Below are 22,480 nucleotides of genomic sequence, written 5' to 3'. Positions count from 1 at the left end.
CGAGTTGTTTACCGTAGACAAAAATACTGTTTGTGCAAACGATGTAGGTTGGGCTAAACACCGGCCTACATGCAAATAGGGTTTCAATTGTAGGTCGTCGTTAACGGCGATACATACTCAGCTACGACAACACTTCACTTGTTACACGTACTTTGCCCTTTTTTTGAGGGCAACTTCTTTAAAGATTATTTGGACAAAGAGATTATGGCAGATCCAGCAAATGAAGCTGCGCTCGAACAGGGCTCCTATGACTTAATTAAGCGTAGATTGAGTAACTCAGGTACACAATTACGTACTCTCGCCGATGATTTAAACCAACAACGCGTTGATACCTTTGGTAGTACTGAGCTGAAAGTAAAAGGTCGTGCTCGTGTACGTACAGAGCACAACTGTATTCCAAGAGACATTGTCTTAATTGGCGATAAACTTATTTTTGCTTACAACGTATTCTTGGGATTAAAGAAAAACATTCATGTGAGTGATGTTTTCACTGTTCAAAAACTGGTTGAGCAGGACGATCACTATGAAGTAGAGCCTTATCCAAGCGAAACCAAGTTTCTTACTAATCCACGTTTTTTAAGAGACTTTGAAGAGCTATACACTTACTACAAAGAAACCCGTTTACAGCATTTATTCCAACAAGCGGGCAAAGTATTTGCTTGCTTCCAAATTGGTGAAAAACTCACTGATGTTCGTGTATTTCGTTGGGAAATCGCAGCTGATAACACCCTTGAGTATATCGACAATCGTGGTGAGCGAGACTTACAAGATAAGCAAGACTACGACTTTGAATGGGTGAAAACCGACCGTGCCGATCACGTAGAAGGGCGTTTTGGTCATATTAACGTACTCGACAAAATTTTTGTCGAAACCACAGGTGGCGACTTAACCATTAAAGTCGAAAATAACACCGATAGTGGTGAGGGGATCTATTCAGAACCTGTTGAAGATAAAAATCAATCGTTGGCCGACTGTGAGCTTGAATACGCTCAAGTGGGTGAATTGATCTTACTTAAAGTGCAGCCTTACCGTGAAAAAGATTGGCGTTTCTTTATCTTCAATTGCCGCACTGAGGCGGTTATTCGTCAAGATGCCATTGGCGATGCCTGTATTCAATTACCAGATGACCACGGTATTATTTTTCCGGGTGGATATTACCTTCAGTCGGGTCAAACGCGCTACTTTGATGATCAAATTGAGAAACTAGAGTTTCATCGTCAGGTAAAATCACCCAACGGTGAAGATGTATTGTATGTGTTTTACGAGCCAAACGAAGGTCGTTACGCACTCTTTGCCTATAATCTAATAGAAAAGAATCTACAAAACCCAATCTACTGCCATGGTTATGGCGTGTATGACGATGGTTTAACGCTGACTTTCAAAGCGGACAAAGAAGAAGCTGAGCGTGTTCATCCCATTCAAATTTGGCAAAGCCCATTTTGCTCTGTCGAATTTGCCGCAAATGCGCCAGCACCAACCAGCATACTAGGCAAAATAGGTAACCCAGACTTAGTTCGTGGTATTTCGGACTTATACTCAGTTTGTAAAGCCATCAGTGAACAAAACCCAAATATCAACCACTATGAAGCCTTAATCGCACAAGCACGGAGTGTGCTTGATAGATACCATTGGTTAGCAGATTTCGAGGCACTCACCGCGCTGATACATGAGATTTTTGAAACCTCAGAGCAAGTGCTTGATGAATTTGAAAAAGTAAAACAAATTCAAGAAACAGCGTTAAAGTCTCTTGCTGATATAAAGCAAACTGTGGTCGACACCTTACGCGATATTCGCCCCGATAGCTTTAAGTTAACCAGTGAATTTGTCGCTGGGTTAGATGCTTTAAAGCTATTAAAAGGCAAAATCATCAGCCTTGAAGAGGTGAAGTACATTGACCTTGCAGGTTTAAAAGCGGAGCTTAAAACCGTTGATGAAAAAACCGCACAGCTCAGTCAAGCAACGGCGCAGTTTTTACAACAAGACAAGGCGCTTGCACCTTATCATAATAAGCTTGATGAGCTCACTGCTGCCTCTGAAAAAAGCGAGGCGGTGACTGAGTTAAATGGCTTTTTAGCTCAGCTAGATACGCTAAGCGAAGAGCTCGACTTACTTAACCACACCATGCTCGATTTAGACATCGAAGACAGTCGAGTGCGTACGCAAATCCTCGAAGATGTCAGTGGTGTCTATGGCCTGGTTAACCGAGCTAAAGCAAGCATTGAAATTCGCCGCAAGAGCTTAGGCTCTGTTGAAGCCAAAGCGGAGTTTTCTGCACGCTTTAAACTCTTTAGCCAGAGTATTACCAGCAGCTTAAACAATGCCAAAACCCCAGAGCAGTGTGACGAACAACTGTCGCGACTATTAATTCAGTTAGAAGAACTTGAGTCTCACTTTAGCGAGTACGACGAATACTTAGCCGAGATCATGGCTAAGCGTGACGATGTATACGAAAGCTTTGAAGCGCATAAACAACAGTTGATGGAAGAGCGCCAGCGTAGAGCTTTAAACATTGCTAATGCCGCTGAACGTATTTTACAAGGCGTGACTCGACGTTCGCAAAGCTTTACTGAGCTTGAAAAGATCAACAGTTACTTTGCGTCAGATCCGATGATCAGCAAGCTACGCGGGCTAACCCAAGAGCTGCAAGAGATTGGCGATGAAATTAAAGCAGATGATATTTTATCTAAGCTGAAGTCATGTAAAGATCAGGGCATTCGTGCCCTTCGAGATAAACAAGACATTTATGTGCAAGGCGGTAACCTTGTAAACATAGGCAAGCACGGTTTTAGTGTTAATAAACAAGCACTTGATTTAACGCTCTTGCCTCGTGACGATACCTTAATGCTGCACCTTACGGGTACTGAGTATTTTGAGCCAATTCCAGATCCAGCAACTCGTTCGCAGCTTGAAACGGGCAAAGCCTATTGGGAGCAAAACCTTGTTTCTGAAAATGCCGATGTCTATCGAGGTGAATACTTGGCCGCTCAGATTTTGGCATGCGCCAATAAAGGTGAGCAAGGCTTAAACTTTGATGTGTTGAATGAGGCGGTTCAAAAAGATGAATTGCTGACTTTGGTACAAAAATTTGCTGAGCCAAGGTATCAAGAAGGATACGAAAAGGGCATTCATGATCATGATGCGTGCGCGATTTTAACGAATCTATTAGCGCAAAAGCGGGCTTTAGATTTACTGATTTATCCGGTTGGTTCACGGATTGTTGCGCAGCTTTATGCAGTGCAACTGTCAAAACAGGCGTTTACTGCACTGCAGCAGTCAGCCAAGCAAGCGCATTTAATGCAGACCATGTTTAACGATACCGCTTTTTATAATGCTCAAATTCAGCAATTAGCTGACGACATTAAAGCGTATTCAGCGCAAATTGCGGATATTTGTGCGGTATTTAATGACTTTTCGCTGCAGTTAAGTGCGCAATATCTATTAGATGAATTAGCTAAAAAGCACACTGAAGCAAAGTTTATTGTGTCAGGTAAAGTTAAAAACTTAGCTGAGCAGTTCCAAAGCAGTGCGAAAAGCAAAGGCTTTTGGGGTGAGTTACAAAATGCCCTAAAAGCGGCAAGCCATATGAGTGACAAAGCCAAATTATTATTCAGTTGGTTAGTGGCTTATTCGCAAAACAGCCAAGCGCAAAGCAGTAATGACCAAAACAGCGCATTTAACATCAACATCGCCCTTGAAGCGGCGACTATGGTGTTGCTGAGCAATGACAAACTGGCAGGGTTTTATGCCCACGATGCCAATGTATCTGAGCAAGTAACGGGTTTAATGGGGCAGCATCGTACGATTCAAGATCAAACTTTACAACTTGATTATGCGGCATTCTTTGCCCGTACTAATGCCTATATTGAGCAGCATGTGACTGGTTTCTCTGCATTCCAATCTCTTAAGAGTGATATTTTAGCGACCCAAAAAGAGCGTCTTCAGCTTGATGAGTTTAAGCCAAAACCGCTGAGTTCATTTGTTCGAAATCAGTTGATAAATAAGGTCTACTTTCCGATCATCGGCGATAACCTCGCCAAGCAAATTGGTGCCTCAGGCGGCAACAAGCGCACCGACTTAATGGGTATGCTGCTGCTCATCTCTCCACCGGGTTATGGTAAAACCACATTAATTGAATATGTGGCAAACCGTTTAGGCTTAACCTTTGTGAAAGTGAACTGTCCGTCGATAGGGCATGATCAAGTATCGCTCGACCCATCGCAGGCCATTAATGCCACCGCAGCCAAAGAAATTGAAAAGATAAACCAAAGTTTTGAAATGGGTAACAATGTCATGCTGTATCTCGATGATATTCAGCATACTAACCCTGAGTTCTTACAAAAGTTTATTTCATTGTGTGATGGCTCTCGTCGTATTGATGGTGTATGGAATGGTCGCAGTAAAACCTATGATCTGCGTGGCAAGAAATTTGCGGTTGTGATGGCCGGTAACCCTTATACCGAGTCAGGTGAAAGCTTTAAGATCCCAGACATGTTGGCAAACCGTGCCGATATCTACAACCTAGGTGACACGCTCAGTGGGTGTGAACAAGAATTTTCCATGAGTTTTGTAGAAAACGCATTGACCTCCAATGCCGTACTAGCGCCATTGGCGAATCGCAATATGGAAGACTTATACAAGTTGGTACGTATTGCCGAAGGTGAAGATATCTCGTTAAACGAGTTAGAGTACGGTTACTCACAGGCACAAGTCAATGAAATTGTCTCGGTGCTACAAAAACTACTGACCATTCGCGACACCGTATTAAAAGTGAATGCCCAGTACATTGCCTCAGCCGCTCAAGATAATGACTACCGCGTAGAGCCACCGTTTAAACTGCAAGGCAGTTATCGAAACATGAATAAGATGGCCGAAAAAGTCGTTGCAGCTATGAACGATGATGAACTCGAAAATCTTATTCGTGATCATTACCGCGGCGAAGCGCAAACCCTCAGTAAAGGCAGTGAAGAAAACTTACTTAAACTGGGTACCATCCGCGGTACGTTAACGGCTGAAGAGCAATCCCGTTGGGCGCAAATTTGTGGTGACTATGAACGACTTAATAGAGCGAATGATGCAGGCAGCCCGGCGCTCTTAGCTGTCGAAGAGTTAGCCAGATTAAATAACGCTATGACAACAATTGCGGGTAACTTGAACAAAGATACGTTAAGCTTTGATTATTCAGAGGCGCTAGCGCAGTTAATTGGCGCACAGCAAAACCAACAGGGAGCTGAGGCAATCAATGAAGGGCTGAACGGTATTAATCAGACCTTGCAAAGCCAAGTTGCACAAAGTCAGCAAAGTGGTGAGCTTACGGCCAATAAGCTGGTGGACATTGCACAGGCGTTTAATGTGATTGCTAACAAACTGAATAAAACCCAGCTGAGTCATAACTACACTGACGTTTTCCAAGCGCTGCTTGCCAATACCGAAGGCAAACCCAAGGCGTCGGACTTACAAGCATTGCAAGATGCCTTAGTGAACAGTCAGGCTCAGTCATCATCGCAGCTCAATAAAGCCTTAACACAAGGGGTTACCTCGCTTACTCAGGGCATACAAGACTTTAAAGCGCACAATGCGGCGAGTGCTTCAGCGGAGTTTGATATTGAATTGAACACGCAATTTGATGCACTCAAGCATAGGCTGTCTCAAGCTGAAGCAGCTTTACAGGCAAACAGTAAACAGCTCAACCAGCAGGCTGAGCAACAAGCCCAGCAAAGTGAGCAACAACACAGTGCGGTGTTGAGCCAACTGGTTGAAAGGCTTGAGGGGCTACATACTCAGTTTGATACTGCACAGTCGCAACAGCAAAGCAGCGAAGGTCAATCATTAACGGCACTCACTGAGTTGCTACAAGTGACACTGCCAAGCTTTGTTCAGCACCTTGATAAACATCAAGCGCTGGACCCTGCAATATCGGGCAAGCTTGATGGCATTCTTGCCAAACTCACTCAGTTAGAGCATTTGCCGAGTAAAGAAGAGGGCAGTAGTTCAAACAACCCGTATATGCTGTAATACAACATTCAGGGGCCAAGTGCCCCTGAGTTTTTACAAATCGATTTACTTAATCAAAGAATGAGCTGTGTGAATGAGCCTCTATTTAAACATTAATTTATTGATGCAGTTAATTTAGAAAAATCAGCCTTGTTCGATGTGCCTTTGGTAGACGTGACAGAGCTAGACAACGGTGTAGTGCATATTAAGGCTTATGACACCGAGTTTAACAGTGACCAAGGTGAGCAAAGAGCCATTCAAATAAAACTCAGAAAATTGTTGTTTGGCCAGTCTTTACACACTGAAGACCAAATGTTTACTCAGCTATCTGAGTTTGGTGATTAAATTGCCGTTTAACCAAAGCGGTTACGGCGATTAACCCCAATACCAAACAGCTGTGGTTTGTACCCATTAAAAGCGCTGATGATTAACAAAAGGGGGCAATGCCCCTTTTTTAAAAGGTAAAAATATGAAAATTTGTGAGAAAACTGGACGATTGAAACTAGAACGTTTATGGTCGGGTGTTGATTTAAAAAGTACCATAGAATTATTGAGTAATAATAAAGGTAGCAGGAAAGGCTGTGCTTTAGCTCTTAACGATGATTACATAAAACTGGCTCTCTATGCGTGCTTTATAGAACAAGACCTAGATGCCATGCGCCAATATGCGTATTTTTCGGCAAAGTCGCATATTTTACGTTTCCAGTGTCGGCCCGAAGATGGCAACTGGCTGTTTCCACTCTTTGAGGTATTACTCAGTGATAATGCTGAGCTATTACATTGGTATAGCCAACATGTGTTGCCAGTGTATAACACCCACCAAAAGTGGATTAATCGAAATAGAGTTGGCACCACTGAATTCCAAGCGTTTCAAGACCTGTTAGCCGCGCAGCAAAAGTTCGACTTACTAGGTGAGCGTGCTGAATATATTTTGGCAAACCCGCCGGGCAGAACTATGAAGCGCTTTCAAACCGATAATGCCTTTTATTTGGCTCTCGCTAAGGGTAATAAAACAGAAATGGAAAGTGCACTGCAAACACTGTGTAGCTTAAAAGTAGCGCAAAACCGCAACGGCGCAGATGGTATCATCGGCTCAGAGCACTTTATGTCTGCTGCAGCCTTTTACTACGGTAAGTTGGCTAGATTGGCCGGCTACGAACTAGATGTTGATATGCCGCTTTATCCCGCTCATTTAATAGCAGTTAACCCATTAGCTGACTATACACGGGACGAAGTCGATGTGTTGGCTGAGCTAGACATATATCAAACATTCGATGGTGAGTTTGCCCCTTTTACACCCAAGCCACAAGGTGAATATAATTTAGACATTACACTGAATTCAAAACCCATGGAAAAGCTTCCCTAGGAAATTTTTATGACAATTTTTGATAATTTAAAAGACAAGCAAGCAGTTCAAGCAGATGAGCAACCATCTGAAGCGCTATCTTTACCAATGAATGAATTTTCAACTGATGCTGTTAAACGTTCAGGCCTCTTTGAAAGCATTGCATCAAGGCAAGGTTTAACTATCCTCCCCGGCAGGTTTGGCGGTGAATATAACAACGATATGGTTGCCATTGGTGAGAACGGCGATGACTTTATTTTGTTATTTGGCTTAAAAACAGTCGAAGAGGGGCGAGATATTCAACTCGATAGAATGGCCATAGGTCCGTTTCTTCAAGGCTCATCTGAATGGTTGAAATTAATTGTTTATTCTATGGAACTTTATGACGAGCTAGATGCAACCTTAATGGCTAAGTTTAAAGAACATGTTGAAAATAAAACTATATCTTTAAACCTTTTATATTTAGATCTTGATGAAAAACAAATGAACATACTACCACTGGCTATTCAGTAAATGCTTAAGTTGACCACTATTTCTGGTCAGGCGTTTTCTATGTGGATCTAAAAAGCTTACATAATCGCTTACATGGCCGCTATTTTACTATACGAACGGTACTAAGGTGGCTTGCTCACACCGTTAGATAACCCTGGTGTTTATTAGGCCCTGAAACAAGTTCAGGGTGACTAACAGGTTAAGGGTGACTAACAGGTTAAGGGTGACTAACAGGTTCATGATATGGTGTGTAATCGTTCTGTGAGTCTGATTTTTATTTCGCGCAAAAAAAGCGCGGGGTGAACCCGCGCCTACAGATTTAGAAACTTTGATAATTCCTTTATAGGGAAGGTGTTATCAAATTAATCTCTCACCTGACCTGTGCCATTCACTAAGTACTTTTCAGTAGTTAATGACTCTAAACCCATTGGGCCATAGGCGTGTAACTTTGTGGTTGCGATACCAATTTCGGCGCCTAGACCTAACTGACCGCCGTCACTGAAGCGTGATGACGCATTGACCATGACCACAGATGCATCAACACTGCGTTGAAACAGCGTGGCCATTTCTTGGTCTTTAGTACAGATCACTTCAGTGTGATGACTACCAAATTTGTCGATGTGGTCAATTGCACCTGCAAAATCGTCTACTACGCGAATGGCAATTTCTAGCGCTAAATATTCTTCACCAAATTCGTTGTCGTTTAAAACAGTGACGTCGTCAAAGTATTTTGCAGCGCGTTTACAGGCATTCACTTTCACATTAGCGGCACGCAAAATAGGCGCTACCTGACTTAAGAACTTATCGGCGATGTCTTTATGAACCACCAAGCCTTCTAGGGCATTGCATACGCCAGTACGCTGAGTTTTACCATTTAAAAGCAGCGCTTCTGCGATGTTTAAATCGGCGTCCTTATCAACATATAAATGACACACGCCTTTAAAATGCTGAATGACAGGTACAGTGCTGTTTTCGGTCACAAAGTTGATAAGGCCTTCACCGCCGCGTGGAATGATCAGGTCGATGTACTCTTTTTGTTGCATCAACTCCATCATTAAACCGCGATCAGGGTCGGGTACGACGGTAATAAGTGCTTCAGGCAGATTAAACTCAGCTAGAGTTTTGTGCATGACCTTGGCAATGGCCATTGAGCTGGCTAGCGCCTCTTTACCGCCGCGTAAAATCACGCTATTACCTGATTTAAAGCACAGTGCGCCCGCATCCGCGGTAACATTTGGGCGTGCTTCATAAATCATACATACCACGCCTAGGGGAATACGCATTTTATTGATTTCGATGCCATTTGGTCGGGTGCCCATGCTGCGTGTTTGGCCCACAGGGTCATCTAACGATACGATGGTTTCGATACCTTGTGCCATGTCTTCGATGCGTGCGGGTGTTAGGGTTAGGCGATCAATCATTGCGGGGCTTAATTCATTTTGTTTGGCATGGGTTAGGTCGGTTTGGTTTGCCACAAGGATCTGATCGGTTTCGGCACGCAGCGCATGTGCCATAGCCTGTAATACTTGGTTTTTTTGCTCTGTTGTGAGAAGTGCTAGTACTTTGGCTGCCTTAGCTGCCTGCTGTGATAATGATTGAATTAAACCCATGTTATTTTCTCCTAAATAATTGACCAAACCGATTACATACTAACGTTATATCGGTTCGAATTTAAACCACTAATGGCTTGGCAATGAAGAAAATTCACATACTTTATTAGCATGTGTTTTTAGTGGGTACAAACAGCCTGAAAGTTTAATCATCAGGCTGCATAATAAAGCGTGTGGGATTATTTGAATTGCATTAAAAAGTCTTGGTGAGTAGGCATATTTTCGACGGTTTTATCGACCAGCGTTCGTAAGCTTTCCATCATATCATCGATTTGTTCATCACTTAACCCATCAACAAGTGGGTGAGTATCGGTTGGCGTAATACCTTGCCCGAGCATCACTTGTTGCCATGCGATTTCGGTAAATAAATCGTTTGGTTCGCAGTGTACTTTGCCAGTATGTTTAAATAAATCTATTTTAGTTTTCAGCGTGTCGGGGATGTCCATTTGCTGACACTGTCGCCAAAACGCACTATCAGTTCGAGCATTTAACTTGTAATGCAAGATAATAAAGTCGCGAATACCTTCAACTTCGGCTTTGCACAAGCGGTTAAACTCATCGACTAAGGTTTGGCTAATGCCATTGTGTGGGAAGAACTTGAGTAAACGCGTTGCCACACTTTGCACAAGATGAATATTGGTTGATTCTAATGGTTCTAAAAAGCCACTTGATAGACCAATGCTGATGACGTTTTTATTCCAGACTTTTCTGCGACGACCTGTTCTAAATTTTATAATTCTTGGGTCACTTAATGGTTTGCCCGGCAGATTTCCAAGCAGCGTTTGTTTTGCTTCTTCGTCGCTCAAGTGTTTTGAACTGTAAACCAAGCCATTACCTGTTCTGTGTTGCAGCGGAATTTGCCACTGCCACCCAACATGGCGAGCAATAGAGCGTGTGTAAGGCACTACCGTTTCTGCGTTCTCACTTGGGACTGCCATAGCGCGGTCGCAAGGTAACCAATGTGACCAATCTTCATAGCCCGTACTAAGTGTCTTTTCGATGAGTAGAGCATGCATGCCGGTACAGTCTATAAATAAATTACCATTGAGCTGTGTGTCATCATCAAGTAACAAGCTTTCGATAAAACCCGTTTCGTTGTTTTGATTAACTTGCTTTACCGTACCAATAACATGGTTAACCCCGTGCTGCTTGCCATGTTCAGTTAAAAACTTGGCGTATAATCCTGCATCAAAATGATACGCATAGGCAATGCCCGGCAGGTTAGTGTTAGGAAGATGTTTGAGCTTCTGGAACTTGTTGTGCTTAGCGGCTTGGTAGTTAAGTGAGAAATCCCAATAAGTGAGGTTATTGACTTGTTCATTTTTGTTTTGCTGTTTTAACCAAAAGTGATGAAAGTCACAAAACGGGAAGTTTTTACCTATGCTACCAAAGGCATGCATATATTTATGTTTAGGCTTTAGCCAATTTTCGAACTGAATACCGAGCTTAATAGTCGCCTTTGAAGCCTGCATAAAGGCGTGTTCATTGACACCAATGGCTTGATTGAATTGCATAATTGGCGGAATGGTTGCTTCGCCAACACCAACGGTCGAGATGTCATCTGACTCAAGTAAAGTCACGTTAATGCTTTTACCTAGCACCCTTGCGAGTAAGTTGGCTGTCATCCAGCCTGCTGTGCCACCACCAACAATAACGACATCGTTAATTTTGTTTTGCATAATTTACTCCCAAAAAAGCCCTTGGATTTTCATCGCAAGGGCTATCATAACTAACTTAGCTTTATCACGCTCGTTTAGAACTTATATGCGAAGCCTAACGAGTAGTTACGGCCGTAATCTTGATAATCACGTACCTGTAACGCATTGTCACCGCTTAGCGTAGTGAATGGTTCTTCAGTTAGGTTGTAACCTTGTAGGAATACAGATAGGCCTTCAAGATCTTTGAAGCCACCTTCACCAAAGTCATAACCAATTTGTGCATCCCAAATTGTCTCGCCCATGATGTCTACTTGTGTCGCTGTGAAACCGATACCGTTTACGTCACCTTTGAAGTCATCACGCTTACGCATGCTAGCACGAGCAGAGAAACCGTGGTTTTCATAGTAGAAAGTGAATGTTGAAATACTTTCTGAAAGACCTGGTATCTTGTATTCTGCGCCTTCAGGGTTTTTCAGATCAGACTCAACACCTGTGTAGCTTGCGATAATACCGAAGCCGTCTAGTGCTTCAGAGAAAACGTTTAGGGGTAATGTACCTGATAGCTCATAACCCCAAAGCGTACCTTCACCACCATTCACTTTACCACTACCTGTACCATTTGGGTTTGCAGGAATAGCGCCAGTTGCCGGATCTGCAACACCAGTCATATCAACCGCATATTGACCGTCGAAATGCCAGTTAGTAATGTCTTTATGGAATAGTGCAACTGCAAAGTAGCCTTCGCTGCTGAAGTAGTTTTCGTAAGTTAAGTCTAGGCCAAATGCTTCTTTTGGCTCAAGCTCTGGGTTACCACCGCCGATTGACCAATTGTTACCATTAGAATCAGGTTGCTGATTGTATGTTGCACTGAATGACGCATTCATTTCATCAAGACGTGCTCGAGAAATGGTTTTCGCTGCACCAAAACGTACTGATTGGTCGTCGTCTAGCTTTAACGTTAAGTTTAAACTTGGTAGAAGGTGATTGTAATCATGGCTGATGTCAGTAGGTGAAGTAACTACCTTACCATCCACTGTGTTAAACGCATTACCTTTTGATGACTGCTCAGAGCGCACATAACGTAAACCCATGTTACCACTTAATGGCATGTCAGCGACTTCGGTGTCGATATCTGCTTTTACAAATAAAGAAGTTACTTTTTCGCGTACAGTCCAAGACTTAGTTGCGTGAGATGAATTAGTTAAGCTCTCTTGAAGGCCATAGTAATAACCATCACGAACAAGGCCGTTTACGTCATAAGCAATCATTTCGCCCATGCCAATGAAATCTAGATTAGCTGTACCCAGACGATATTGCTCAGGTACTACCATCATGCCAGTGTTACTTGGGTACTTGAAGCTTGAAAGCGTTAAGAAGTAGCCTTCTGATAACTTCGCTTTTTCGCGGTCACGGTATGAAATACCCGCAGAAACTGATGAGATAAAGTCATTCTCGATTGCTTGTGTAGCTGCAAATTTCAGTGACTTAAGTTCGTCTTCAACTTCAGGTGTATTAATGAAACCATCTTGTAGTTGGTTTTCAAAATCAGTACCTGTTACGTTGAACGCATCATTTAACGCGCCACTCCAACCCCAGCTTAAAGGACCGCCTAATTGAATCAGGTCGTAGTCAGCATAGTTAAGGTTGTGGTTAAATTTCGCGCCCGTGTTACCACCGTCAAGTGTATAGCTTAGTGTGTCAGCTTCACCACGGTCATTGCCTCGACCTGTTCCTGCGTAGCTTTCAATACCAACAATTTTCTTTTCTACTTTTGAGTAGCTTACGTCAAAGTCTAAAGTTAGGTCAGTATTAACATCCCACTTTGTATTGAAACCTAACGATTTCATCTCAGCATCACGCTCGTTGTAATCATTACGCACTACAACACGTTGACCCATGGTTGTGCCAGAGGTAATAAAGCCTGACGCATCATCTACTGAATTTGCGCTTACAGTACCTTGGCCCCATGCAAATGGAATTTCAATACCACGTAGGCGCTGCTTGTCTAAGAAATCTACATATAGTGCATCGAAGGTCATACGTACGTCATCACGCGGTGCCGCTTCTAGTACGAACATCATAGAGTCACGTTCAAGCTCAGAAGAGCGAACGTATGGCTTAGCACCACCTAAGATAGAGTACTTTTTACCATCTTGTTCAAACTCAGGGTAACCCCATGCATTCCAACGTTTTTCTTGGTTTGGAGAGCTCATGGTGTTAAGTGCAAATGCCACACCGATTGTGTCATCAGCGAATTTGTCTAGGTAGAAGAATGTTGCCTTGTGGCCTTGGTCTTCACCGTCTGGGTTTAGCTTTTCAAAGCTGGTTTTTTCGATAACGCCATTAACTTGAATAATACGACCATCTTGGTCTAATGGCTTGATTGTTTGTAGGTTAACTGTACCTGCAATACCTTCACCTTCGATGCTTGCATCTGGTGTTTTATAAACGGTTACGCCGCTCATGATTTCAGAAGGGTAAAGGTCGAATTCAGCGCCACGGTTGTCGCTGATAGAAACTTGTTCACGGCCATTTAATGTTGTGCCGCTTTCATTTTCACCGAAACCACGGATAGAGATCTTACTTGCACGGCCATCTAAGCGCTGTGTAGCAAGACCTGGCAAGCGAGATAAAGATTCTGCGATCGAAGAGTCAGGTAGTTTACCGATGTCTTCGGCTGAAATGGTTTCAACGACACTAGTAGAAAAACGTTTAGCGTTGATTGATTCAACTAGCGAGCGGCGGAAACCTTTTACTTCTATTACTTCAACGTCTTGCTGTGCTTTGTTTTCGGCATCTTGTGCTGCAGCAAACATTGGTGCACTCATTGCAGCAAAGCCGCTTGCTAAAAGTGCCAAAGTCACTTTGCTTGGTTTTAGTTTTTGCATTTGTTTTATCCCCGTTGCCATAGGTGTTCGGTTATACCGTTAACATGCCAAACTTTATAGTAACTTGTGTAATCGTTCGGTCATGCCAACAATTTATGGGTTGTCGGAGCTTAATATATAGCCGTGTTGTGTTGATGAATAGTTAATGCATACGTATTCATAATGATGAGTTTAGTTAATAGGTTCTGAATACGTATGCAAAGACTGTCTATTTGGTTGTGTCAAATATAGAGCATTCAGTACCTTATAAACGAGTTGAATATCGTTTTGTAAATATGAGGTATAGCAATGCGCAAAGTAACAAAATCTTTGGGTTTACTTCTGAAAATAACAACAATCCCACTATTAGCATCACTTAGCGCTTGCCAAATCGTTGCTTCATCACAAGCAGAAATGCGCCAAGCAAAGCAAGAAACAACACAAGCTATATATGCAGCGCACTGGTTAACGTCAGAATTAGTATTGATTGACCCTGCTATCAAGGTGCTTAGCTTAGAGCTAAAAACTACTTTACTTGAAGGACAAATGTCACAGCTAGCGACATTAACGGCTATTGAGTTGCCTAATTGGGTTGCAGCTAGTTATCCTCATTTAGCTGATTTTAAGGCATATAAAGTTGCACTTACTAATCTAAAAGCGAAAAACTGGGCGAAAGGGCAGGTCAGTGTCGTAGATAGCAAAGGTGAGCTAGTGAGCTTTGTACAGCAAGGGGAGCTATTAGATTCGCTTTATACTCTAACGGCGAATGATGCTAATGAAGTGTCTGATCTAGGGGCAACCGTACTTGCAGATTCTGTGCAATTTAAGTTGTGGGCACCTACAGCGCAAAGAGTATCTCTACTAGCATTTGGTAATAGTCTTCACAATCCCGCTAATAAAATTGCAATGCAAGAAGATAAAAACACCGGCGTCTGGCAGGTAAGTACGGACAATATCGCAGCGCTTGATTATTATCAGTATGAAATCACCGTTTATCATCCAGAAACGAAAAAAGTCGAAACAATTGTTACCACAGACCCTTATGCATTGAGTTTGTCCACAAACAGTACTCATGCACAAGTTGTTGACTTGGACAACAAAGTCACACAGCCAGCCGGGTGGGCAAGTCATTCGGTGCCAAGCATCAATAAGCCTGAAGATAACATATTATACGAGACTCATATTCGCGATTTTAGTGCTAGTGATAAAGCGCTAAGTAACCGTGCTTGGCGTGGTAAATATCTTGCTTTTACCGATATGAATTCAGATGGTATGAAGCACTTAACGGCACTGAGAGATGCGGGTTTAAATAACATCCATCTGCTGCCGACTTATGATTTAGGCAGTATCAACGAAGATGCTGAAACTGTCATTGGTCACACCTCTAACATGCAGTTTGTGTGCAAGCAGTTGCCTGAGCTAGGCGAGTGTCAATACTCTTGGGATAAAGACACACGAGCAGTCGATGTATTAAAAAGCTACCCAACAGACTCAGCTAAAGCGCAAAAGCTTGTTAGTGCCCTTCGTCAATTTGATAACTATAACTGGGGGTATGATCCATTTCACTATACAGTGCCTGAGGGCAGTTATGCGACAGATTCGATGGGTGTAACGCGTATTGTTGAATTTAGAAAAATGGTACAACACCTTCATTCGATGGGCTTTCGTGTGATCATGGATGTGGTGTACAACCATACTCATCAATTTGGTTTGGCGAAAAATTCCGTGCTCGACAAAATTGTGCCGGGATACTACCACCGTTTAAATCCAACAACAGGCATTGTTGAGCAATCAACTTGCTATACCTGTGGTAACACCGCAACTGAGCGCACCATGATGGCAAAGCTGATGAATGATTCATTGGTGACTTGGGCACGTGATTATAAGATTGACGGTTTCAGATTCGACTTAATGGGTCATCAGCCAAAAGCAGAAATGCTACATGCGCGAGCGCTGGTACGTGAAATTGATCCTGATACTTACTTTTATGGTGAAGGTTGGAACTTTGGTGAAGTAGCCAATAATGCACAATTTGTGCAGGCCAGTCAGTTAGAGTTGGGTGGCACTGAGATTGGTACATTCAGTGATCGCCTTCGTGATGCGATAAGAGGCCCTGGCAACAATACCCGTGTCACACAAGGAGTAGGTAATGGTCTGCTGACATTACCTAACGAATTACAAACTGACGCACAAAGTAAACAACGTTATTTTGTGGCGATGGACCAAGTACGTATTGGTATGGCGGGTAATCTCGCTGAATATGATTTGGCAAATAAATACAATGGGTTAAATAAACGTTTAGGTAAAGACGTTCCTTATGGCAACCAACCTACAGGCTATGCGTTTGACCCGGCAGACACCATTAACTATGTGTCTAAGCACGATAACCAAACACTTTGGGACAACAGCCAGTACCGCCTAGCGTTTGATTTAACGACCACTGAGCGTGTGCGCTTACATGCACAAAGCATGAGTTATGTAATGTATGGTCAAGGTATTCCATTTATTCATATGGGATCTGAGCTATTACGTTCAAAGTCATTCTTACGTGACAGCTATGATTATGGAGACTGGTTTAATGCCACAGACTTTGCAGGGCAAAACAATAACTATGATGTAGGTCTACCACCTGCCGATAAAGACAAAGATAACTGGCCTTTAATCAAAACGGTACTTGCTGGTCACCAAGACCGAGACGATGTGAGTTCAGCAGATATTAAACTGGCAAAAGGCATGTTTATCGATATGCTGAAAATCAGAAATAGTTCTGAGTTATTCCGTCTTGCAACCTCAGATCAAGTTCAGCAAAAAGTCCAATTTTTAAATACGCAAAAATCAGTGAATGATAAAAATCATCAATCAGGTCTAATTGTTATGCAGTTAGATGATACTCAGGGTGAGGCTGTAGATAACAAATTTTCGCGTATTTTGGTGATCTTCAACGCTAATAATGAACAAAATTCATTCAAAGTTGTCGAAAGTCAAGATTACCAGTTACATCCAGTGCTAAAACAGGGTCATGACCCTGTGGTCAAAGAGACAAAAATTACAGCAGAGGGAATTGATGTACCGGCACTGAGCACAGTGGTCTTAGTCAAGTATAAGTAAAACGACCTATACTTTACTGGACTTTTAGTGATTTCATCTATACTGGTTTAATTACTGAGAGTAAAGGTATTCAATTCCCCTTGAATACGAATCTAAAAGCGCCGGCTGCCCCCGGCGCTTTTTTCTTTTTAATAAGTCAAACTAGTCTTATCTTCGTAGCAAAACCTGTAAAATAATCGACAGATAATCTTTATTCTATTTCGCTCTGATATGACAACTCTCTCTGATAGTTACTTTTCGCAAATTCAATCTCAAAAGCTGATTCAGGATCCTGCCCAAATTATCGCGTTGAATGCCTTAGATACGTTGGCGAATACACTTGAACAGGGCAAGCCATGTCAAAGTTTGTATTTATATGGTCCTGTTGGGCGAGGCAAAACCATGCTGATGGATTTGTTCTTTGCACATTTATCGGGGGTGACCAAGCAGCGGCTACATTTTCATCACTTTATGGCACAAGTGCATCAAGCGCTTAACACACTTCAAGGTACGCTTAACCCTTTACAACACGTTGCAAAAGATTGGGCCATCAAAGCCAAGGTATTGTGCTTTGATGAGTTTTTTGTCACTGACATTGGTGATGCCATGATCATGGCAAGGCTGTTCGAAGCCTTATTTAAAGAAGGTGTTGTGTTGGTCACTACTTCAAACGCGCATCCTGAGCAGCTTTACCAAAATGGCTTAGTGCGAGAGCGGTTTTTGCCGACCATAGATTTATTACTTTTGAAGTGTGAGGTCATTAATGTGGCAGGAGAGGTTGATCACCGTTTTGCTTATGGTGCGAATTACACCCATTACTTTGTGCAGGATCAAGCAAGGTTTTTAACTCAATTTGAACGCGCTCATGGCGTGTTAGAAACTACACAAATAGAGATATGCCGCAGAGAAGTCGAAGTATTAGGTAAAAGTGAACACGGCTACTTGTTTGACTTTATGGCGTTATGTTCAACCCCAAGAGCAACTGCAGATTACATCGAGCTGGCACAAAATCACCGAGTTATATTTATTAGCAAAGTGCCAAAGATGGGCGCTGAACCAGATGAAAAGCAAGTAACTCAAGGTATAGAAGACGGTTACCAACGCGCACATTCAAGCATTCAAAATGCCCGTTTTGATGACGAAGCGCGACGTTTTATTGCTCTGGTTGACGAGTGTTACGAGCAGCGTTGTTTATTGATAATCGATGCACAGTGTGATTTAAGCGAGTTATATGTGGGAGAGCAGTTAGCTTTTGCTTTTGAGAGAACCAAAAGCCGTTTAGTAGAAATGCAGAGCTGGTCGTTTGATTAAATATGATCAGGTTATGCAACACTTCATTTGTCAGAAAAGAACATCCTTGTTTCTTTTGATTTGTGTGAGCCACCTATTTGCAGGTGACTCAAATTAGGTCTGTTTTTAAAAAGCGTTATTCTTTAAATAAGCTTTCATCAATCACATAAATGTTACTGCTGTCATTTAGGTCGAGGACGCCATAACATTGGCCATCACTGCCCATCAGTGCCATTCGGTCGCCTACAACCCAATTACTATTTGCGTAATTGTCGCCAAATTCGAGCGTGCCATAGTTACCGTAATATAAAGACCCATCACTGTTGTTTACCCATGCCAGTGTTACTGGTGTGTCAGACTGATTATGTACTGCAAACTCAGGGGCATAGTTACTTTGTCTAGAATATGTGGTGAGTAATTCGCAGCTACCAATTTCAGCGGTTGCGACAGGAATAGGGGCTTCGTTCACTGCATCTTTTACAAACTCAGCATCCACTTCGAAGCTATTATCAGTATCGTTGACGATGGCAACCCCTAAACAGTTACCCGCAACATCGCCTAGCATCATACGATCGCCGATCACCCAATTATCCGCGCTGAATGTCTCACCTGCTGCTAATGTTTGGAATGCAGAGCTTGGCTGAGTACCCGAGTAGTTGTTGATCCAATAAAGTTGAATATCTTTGTCAGAGCTATTATTGACGGTGAAACCTTCAATCTGCTGGCGGCTTCGGCCATAGGTTTCAACTAAATTACAGCTGCCCAATGTGCCTTTTTCTGGCCAGTGAGGTAAGTATGGTTCGACAGGTGTGATCAGTGCCATAGGTGCTGGTAAATTTACAGTACAGTCTGTGCCCGTACATGCCGTTAAATATAGATCTAGAATATCTGCGCCAGCGAAATCAGAGCCAACTGTGACAAAGTAAGTGCCTTGTTCTGGTGTTTCAAGCGTACATGTTTCTTCATTGGATGACTCGGTAGTTGAGCTGCAAAGCACAGCCTGCTCTATAGCTGGGTGTGCAGGTGAGTCTTTGCTCACCCAAAGATCTACGTTGGTCGAGCCACCAGATGTTTTGAAGGTTAACGCGGATGTCTCTTCTGATAGAGTGACACTATATACCCAGCCACCACGCCCGTGAATTGGCATCGCTTCACCAAAGGTTAAAGGTTGTGCGCTTGCTTTAAAGTTATCAACTAAGGTCGTTGTACGCCATGTTTTAAAGCTCTCTTCGTAGGCAGTTGAAAACTCAGCTAACTGTGTACTCACCGTTTCCCATTCGCCAGCACGCATATTCGTAATGAGAGTTTTAACTTCATCTGGATGCTGCTCAATCATGTAAGCGACGGCTAAAGTGCCCCAATCATAAAAAGAGCTGTAACTAATGGTGGGAGTTGTAATATCGCTGAGCGAGTAACTTGTTTCTTGATTAGCATCGATCAGCATTTGGTATGGGCGTTGGTAATAGGTTCCTACATATTCAGCCAGCCCTTCTGTCCACCATCCAAGGTCGCTATTATAACCTCCTTCTTTGTTATATCGGCCATCAAGCGCGTGTACATACTCATGAGCGAGTGATCGTACAACTGAACGACCACCGCTCCACTCTAGGGCGTTAAAAGTAAGGATGGTTGAGTCGTGATACCATTCAGTCGGCGCAGTTTCAAAATAAATGCCGCTACTGTTATCTGAGTCCCATAAGTGTTCAACCCAGCTCATATGGTTCGACAAACTCGCAAAGATATTAATATTGGTGATTTCATTTAAGTCATTCGGTACAGGCACGCCAGTATCAGCGGAAAGTTTGTCATTAAGTACAGTTTCGAAGCGAGCTTTGGTTTCTATCAAGGTGTCACAAATACGCTTTTTTGCTTCTTCAGTCATCTTTTCTTGAATGCGAATTTGTACCATATCAGCACATAATTCGCTGCTAGCAAAAAGCGAAGTCGTTGCGAATAAAGTCGCATCATTCACTGACGAGTCCTCATAGGCGTCTATGAGAATATTGTATCTACCAGGTTGAGGGTCATCGATTATGCAAGTTTCGTGGCTATTCGGGCTATTAAAAGATACACAGTCAAACACGGGGGCGTCACCTGCTTCAGGGAGGCCTTCGTATTTAATGTAAACATCAGGATCACCCAGTTCTAAGCCGCCCTCGCCACGACCTACACTAATTAATAAGCTTGGGGCAGCTTCTTCTAGGTCGATGTAAAAGCCTATGGGTTCCGATGTAGTCAGGCCTTTTTTAACCATATCTAACGTTAAACTAGGCTCATCTGCGTATGGAAAACCGCTTTCACTTGAGTTTTCACTGTCTGATCCTGAGTTACCAGAATTTGATCCAGAATCAGATTGTTCGTCGACTTTAGGTATCTCAGGTTGAGCATTATCACTGCCATTACACCCTGTTAATGCTAAAGCGATACACAAGCTTAGTAATCTTTTCTTATTCATTTTTAGCTCTCTTTTTTGTTGTTTTTTAGTGCTTGATGTTAAAGAGGGATAAATTTTTAACATGAATAATATATATTGTATACAGTTGTTGTGTTTTTATTATAAGGCAATGATCTGAAAGCAAAGGGTTTCAGTGTTTTTAGATAGTAAATTTGGGATTAAATTAAGAGGTAGAAGGCTGATTTTTATCAGAGAGATAACCATACCTGTTGATAATCTTGCAGTACTGGTGTGATCTTGTTTTGTTGTTTTAATTCACGAAGGCGTAAGTTGAAATGTTTTACTACTTCCGGGCATTTTTTTGAAAAGTGTAGAGTAAAAGCATTGTGTACATCATAGTTATTTAGCTTTAATACAACATCAAATTTATTTTCTAACCCGTTGATTTTGATAATCCTGTGCGGATAGTAAACCTGTGAGCACATAATCAACTCGTTTCATCTTTAACATTTGAAAGTTCTGAGCAATTCCATGGATCTGCTGAATATTGTGTTGTTGTTTTAGAAAAGTATCTATCTGTTCACCATGTCTATCCCCTGCATTTATGCTGCCGTGACTATTCGATAGTTGCCACAGGCCATTGAGTTGCGCTATTTCTCCTTTTCGAGTAAACACAGCAACTGAGTTAGCCGCAAAGCTCTCTTCTGTAAATTCTAAATATGCCCTTCTTTCAGGCGTGTTTTTCAGAGCGGGTATAAAGTCTATTTTGCATCTTTGGCGCTTTTTAGAACCCTTTTCCAAGGTCCCATGTAAACAACATGTGTTTTTACACCTAACTCTGCAAATATATGTTCACTTATTTCAATTGATGCTCCGGTCAGGGTATTTCCATTTCGCCAATGAAAAGGAGGGTAGTTAGGGTGTGCTGATATGGTTATTTGCTGGCAGCTTGGTGTGGCATATATGTTTTTTCTTATCAATTTTTGAGCAAGGCTATCATACTATAAGAAAGTTGAAATTAATCCAGCCACACTCAATGTAACTAAAATGCTTACAAGCGTGCCTAACATCACATATTCAGTGAGCTTTCTGTCTTTACTTGCGGTTAAATCGCCAAAACGAAATACTGATTTAGCCGCTAAAATAAAGCCAACAGCTGCCCAGCTATCGATAAGAATACAAGTTAGTAAAAGCACTCGCTCAAGTTGCCCGATTAAATTACCCGCTTGCGGTAAGCTTTCTTCTTCGTTCCCCATGTATGCCCAGCGCTCAAGTAGCATTCTGATCATCACAGAGGCTGGTGTCAGTACCAATAAATAGCCAAGTCCAATGATGAGGTTACTAGGTGTGCTAATGAATGATAGTAACTGCTCACTTATATAGAGTGGCTCAGATAAATTAAGGGTTATGAGTAAAATGACGAATAAATGCGCCAGTTGGTCGAGCAAAAACGGTATCACTCCCTTACTCGAATATGATTTACCAATATCAATAAAATAGTGGCTGATAGTTATAATTGTCGCATAACCAAAAGCTGCACTACTGACCCCAAAGTCATAGCAGTGTTGCCATACCACCAGTGCGATAAAGGCAAGTACACCATGCACTAAACTGTGCCAAACGACTTTAGTTGATTTAAAGTGCCTATTATTTCTGTCATGCACCCAACTCATGGGTTGCAGATAAAAGTCGGCGATAACATGACCAAGGACCAGCCATAATAAAAGTGTTTGCCATTCAGCCAT

Annotated in this window: 12 protein-coding genes; 6 read left to right on the top strand and 6 right to left on the bottom strand. The window is 42.3% G+C overall.

Going from position 1 to position 22,480, the window contains the following annotated elements; translation table 11 throughout:
• The first annotated feature begins 204 nt into the window (after window positions 1-204).
• The 4 genes from ABMY35_RS14665 (at window position 205) to ABMY35_RS14650 (ending at window position 7,849) form a co-directional block, all read left to right on the top strand.
• Window positions 205-6,012 carry a DNA repair ATPase gene (locus ABMY35_RS14665; protein ID WP_349286891.1) on the top strand — a complete coding sequence of 1,936 codons (5,808 nt, stop codon included), beginning with the start codon at window positions 205-207 and terminating at the stop codon, window positions 6,010-6,012.
• 129 nt (window positions 6,013-6,141) lie between these two features.
• Entirely contained in the window at window positions 6,142-6,336 is a 195-nt protein-coding gene (locus ABMY35_RS14660; RefSeq protein ID WP_349286890.1) for a hypothetical protein, read from the top strand.
• Window positions 6,337-6,460: 124 nt separating this feature from the next.
• Window positions 6,461-7,357 (top strand): hypothetical protein, encoded by an 897-nt coding sequence (locus tag ABMY35_RS14655; protein ID WP_349286889.1) that lies wholly within the window; start codon window positions 6,461-6,463, stop codon window positions 7,355-7,357.
• 9 nt (window positions 7,358-7,366) lie between these two features.
• Window positions 7,367-7,849, top strand: coding sequence for a hypothetical protein (locus tag ABMY35_RS14650; RefSeq protein ID WP_349286888.1), 483 nt, complete (start codon window positions 7,367-7,369; stop codon window positions 7,847-7,849).
• A 341-nt stretch (window positions 7,850-8,190) separates the two neighbouring features.
• Here ABMY35_RS14650 and ABMY35_RS14645 read toward each other — a convergent pair whose 3' ends face one another.
• From ABMY35_RS14645 to ABMY35_RS14635, 3 genes are all read right to left on the bottom strand, one after another.
• Window positions 8,191-9,438: a glutamate-5-semialdehyde dehydrogenase gene (locus ABMY35_RS14645; protein WP_349286887.1), complete on the bottom strand. Its 1,248-nt coding sequence runs from the start codon at window positions 9,436-9,438 to the stop codon at window positions 8,191-8,193.
• Window positions 9,439-9,617: 179 nt separating this feature from the next.
• On the bottom strand, window positions 9,618-11,117 hold the full coding sequence (locus ABMY35_RS14640) for a tryptophan halogenase family protein (protein ID WP_349286886.1): 1,500 nt from the start codon (window positions 11,115-11,117) through the stop codon (window positions 9,618-9,620).
• A gap of 74 nt (window positions 11,118-11,191) precedes the next feature.
• Window positions 11,192-13,984, bottom strand: a complete 2,793-nt coding sequence (locus tag ABMY35_RS14635) for a TonB-dependent receptor (RefSeq protein WP_349286885.1) — start codon at window positions 13,982-13,984, stop codon at window positions 11,192-11,194.
• Window positions 13,985-14,272: 288 nt separating this feature from the next.
• On the opposite strand from ABMY35_RS14635, the gene pulA reads away from it, so the two are divergent.
• Both pulA and zapE read left to right on the top strand, forming a co-directional pair.
• Entirely contained in the window at window positions 14,273-17,071 is a 2,799-nt protein-coding gene (gene pulA / locus ABMY35_RS14630; RefSeq protein ID WP_349286884.1) for a pullulanase-type alpha-1,6-glucosidase, read from the top strand.
• Window positions 17,072-17,281: 210 nt separating this feature from the next.
• Window positions 17,282-18,361: a cell division protein ZapE gene (gene zapE / locus ABMY35_RS14625; RefSeq protein ID WP_349286883.1), complete on the top strand. Its 1,080-nt coding sequence runs from the start codon at window positions 17,282-17,284 to the stop codon at window positions 18,359-18,361.
• Window positions 18,362-18,476: 115 nt separating this feature from the next.
• Here the strand turns inward: zapE and ABMY35_RS14620 are convergent, their stop codons facing one another.
• The 3 genes from ABMY35_RS14620 to ABMY35_RS14610 form a co-directional block, all read right to left on the bottom strand.
• Window positions 18,477-20,795, bottom strand: coding sequence for a collagenase (locus ABMY35_RS14620; RefSeq protein ID WP_349286882.1), 2,319 nt, complete (start codon window positions 20,793-20,795; stop codon window positions 18,477-18,479).
• 366 nt (window positions 20,796-21,161) lie between these two features.
• A complete protein-coding gene (locus ABMY35_RS14615; protein WP_349286881.1) occupies window positions 21,162-21,536 on the bottom strand; it encodes a transporter substrate-binding domain-containing protein in 375 nt (124 codons plus the stop codon).
• A 200-nt stretch (window positions 21,537-21,736) separates the two neighbouring features.
• A complete protein-coding gene (locus tag ABMY35_RS14610; RefSeq protein ID WP_349286880.1) occupies window positions 21,737-22,480 on the bottom strand; it encodes a DUF3307 domain-containing protein in 744 nt (247 codons plus the stop codon).

This window comes from Pseudoalteromonas sp. BZB3 (assembly GCF_040104455.1).
In the GTDB taxonomy this organism is placed as follows: domain Bacteria; phylum Pseudomonadota; class Gammaproteobacteria; order Enterobacterales; family Alteromonadaceae; genus Pseudoalteromonas.
The sequence above is the reverse complement of the archived record's forward strand: the minus strand, read 5'-3'. Positions and strand labels throughout refer to the sequence as shown.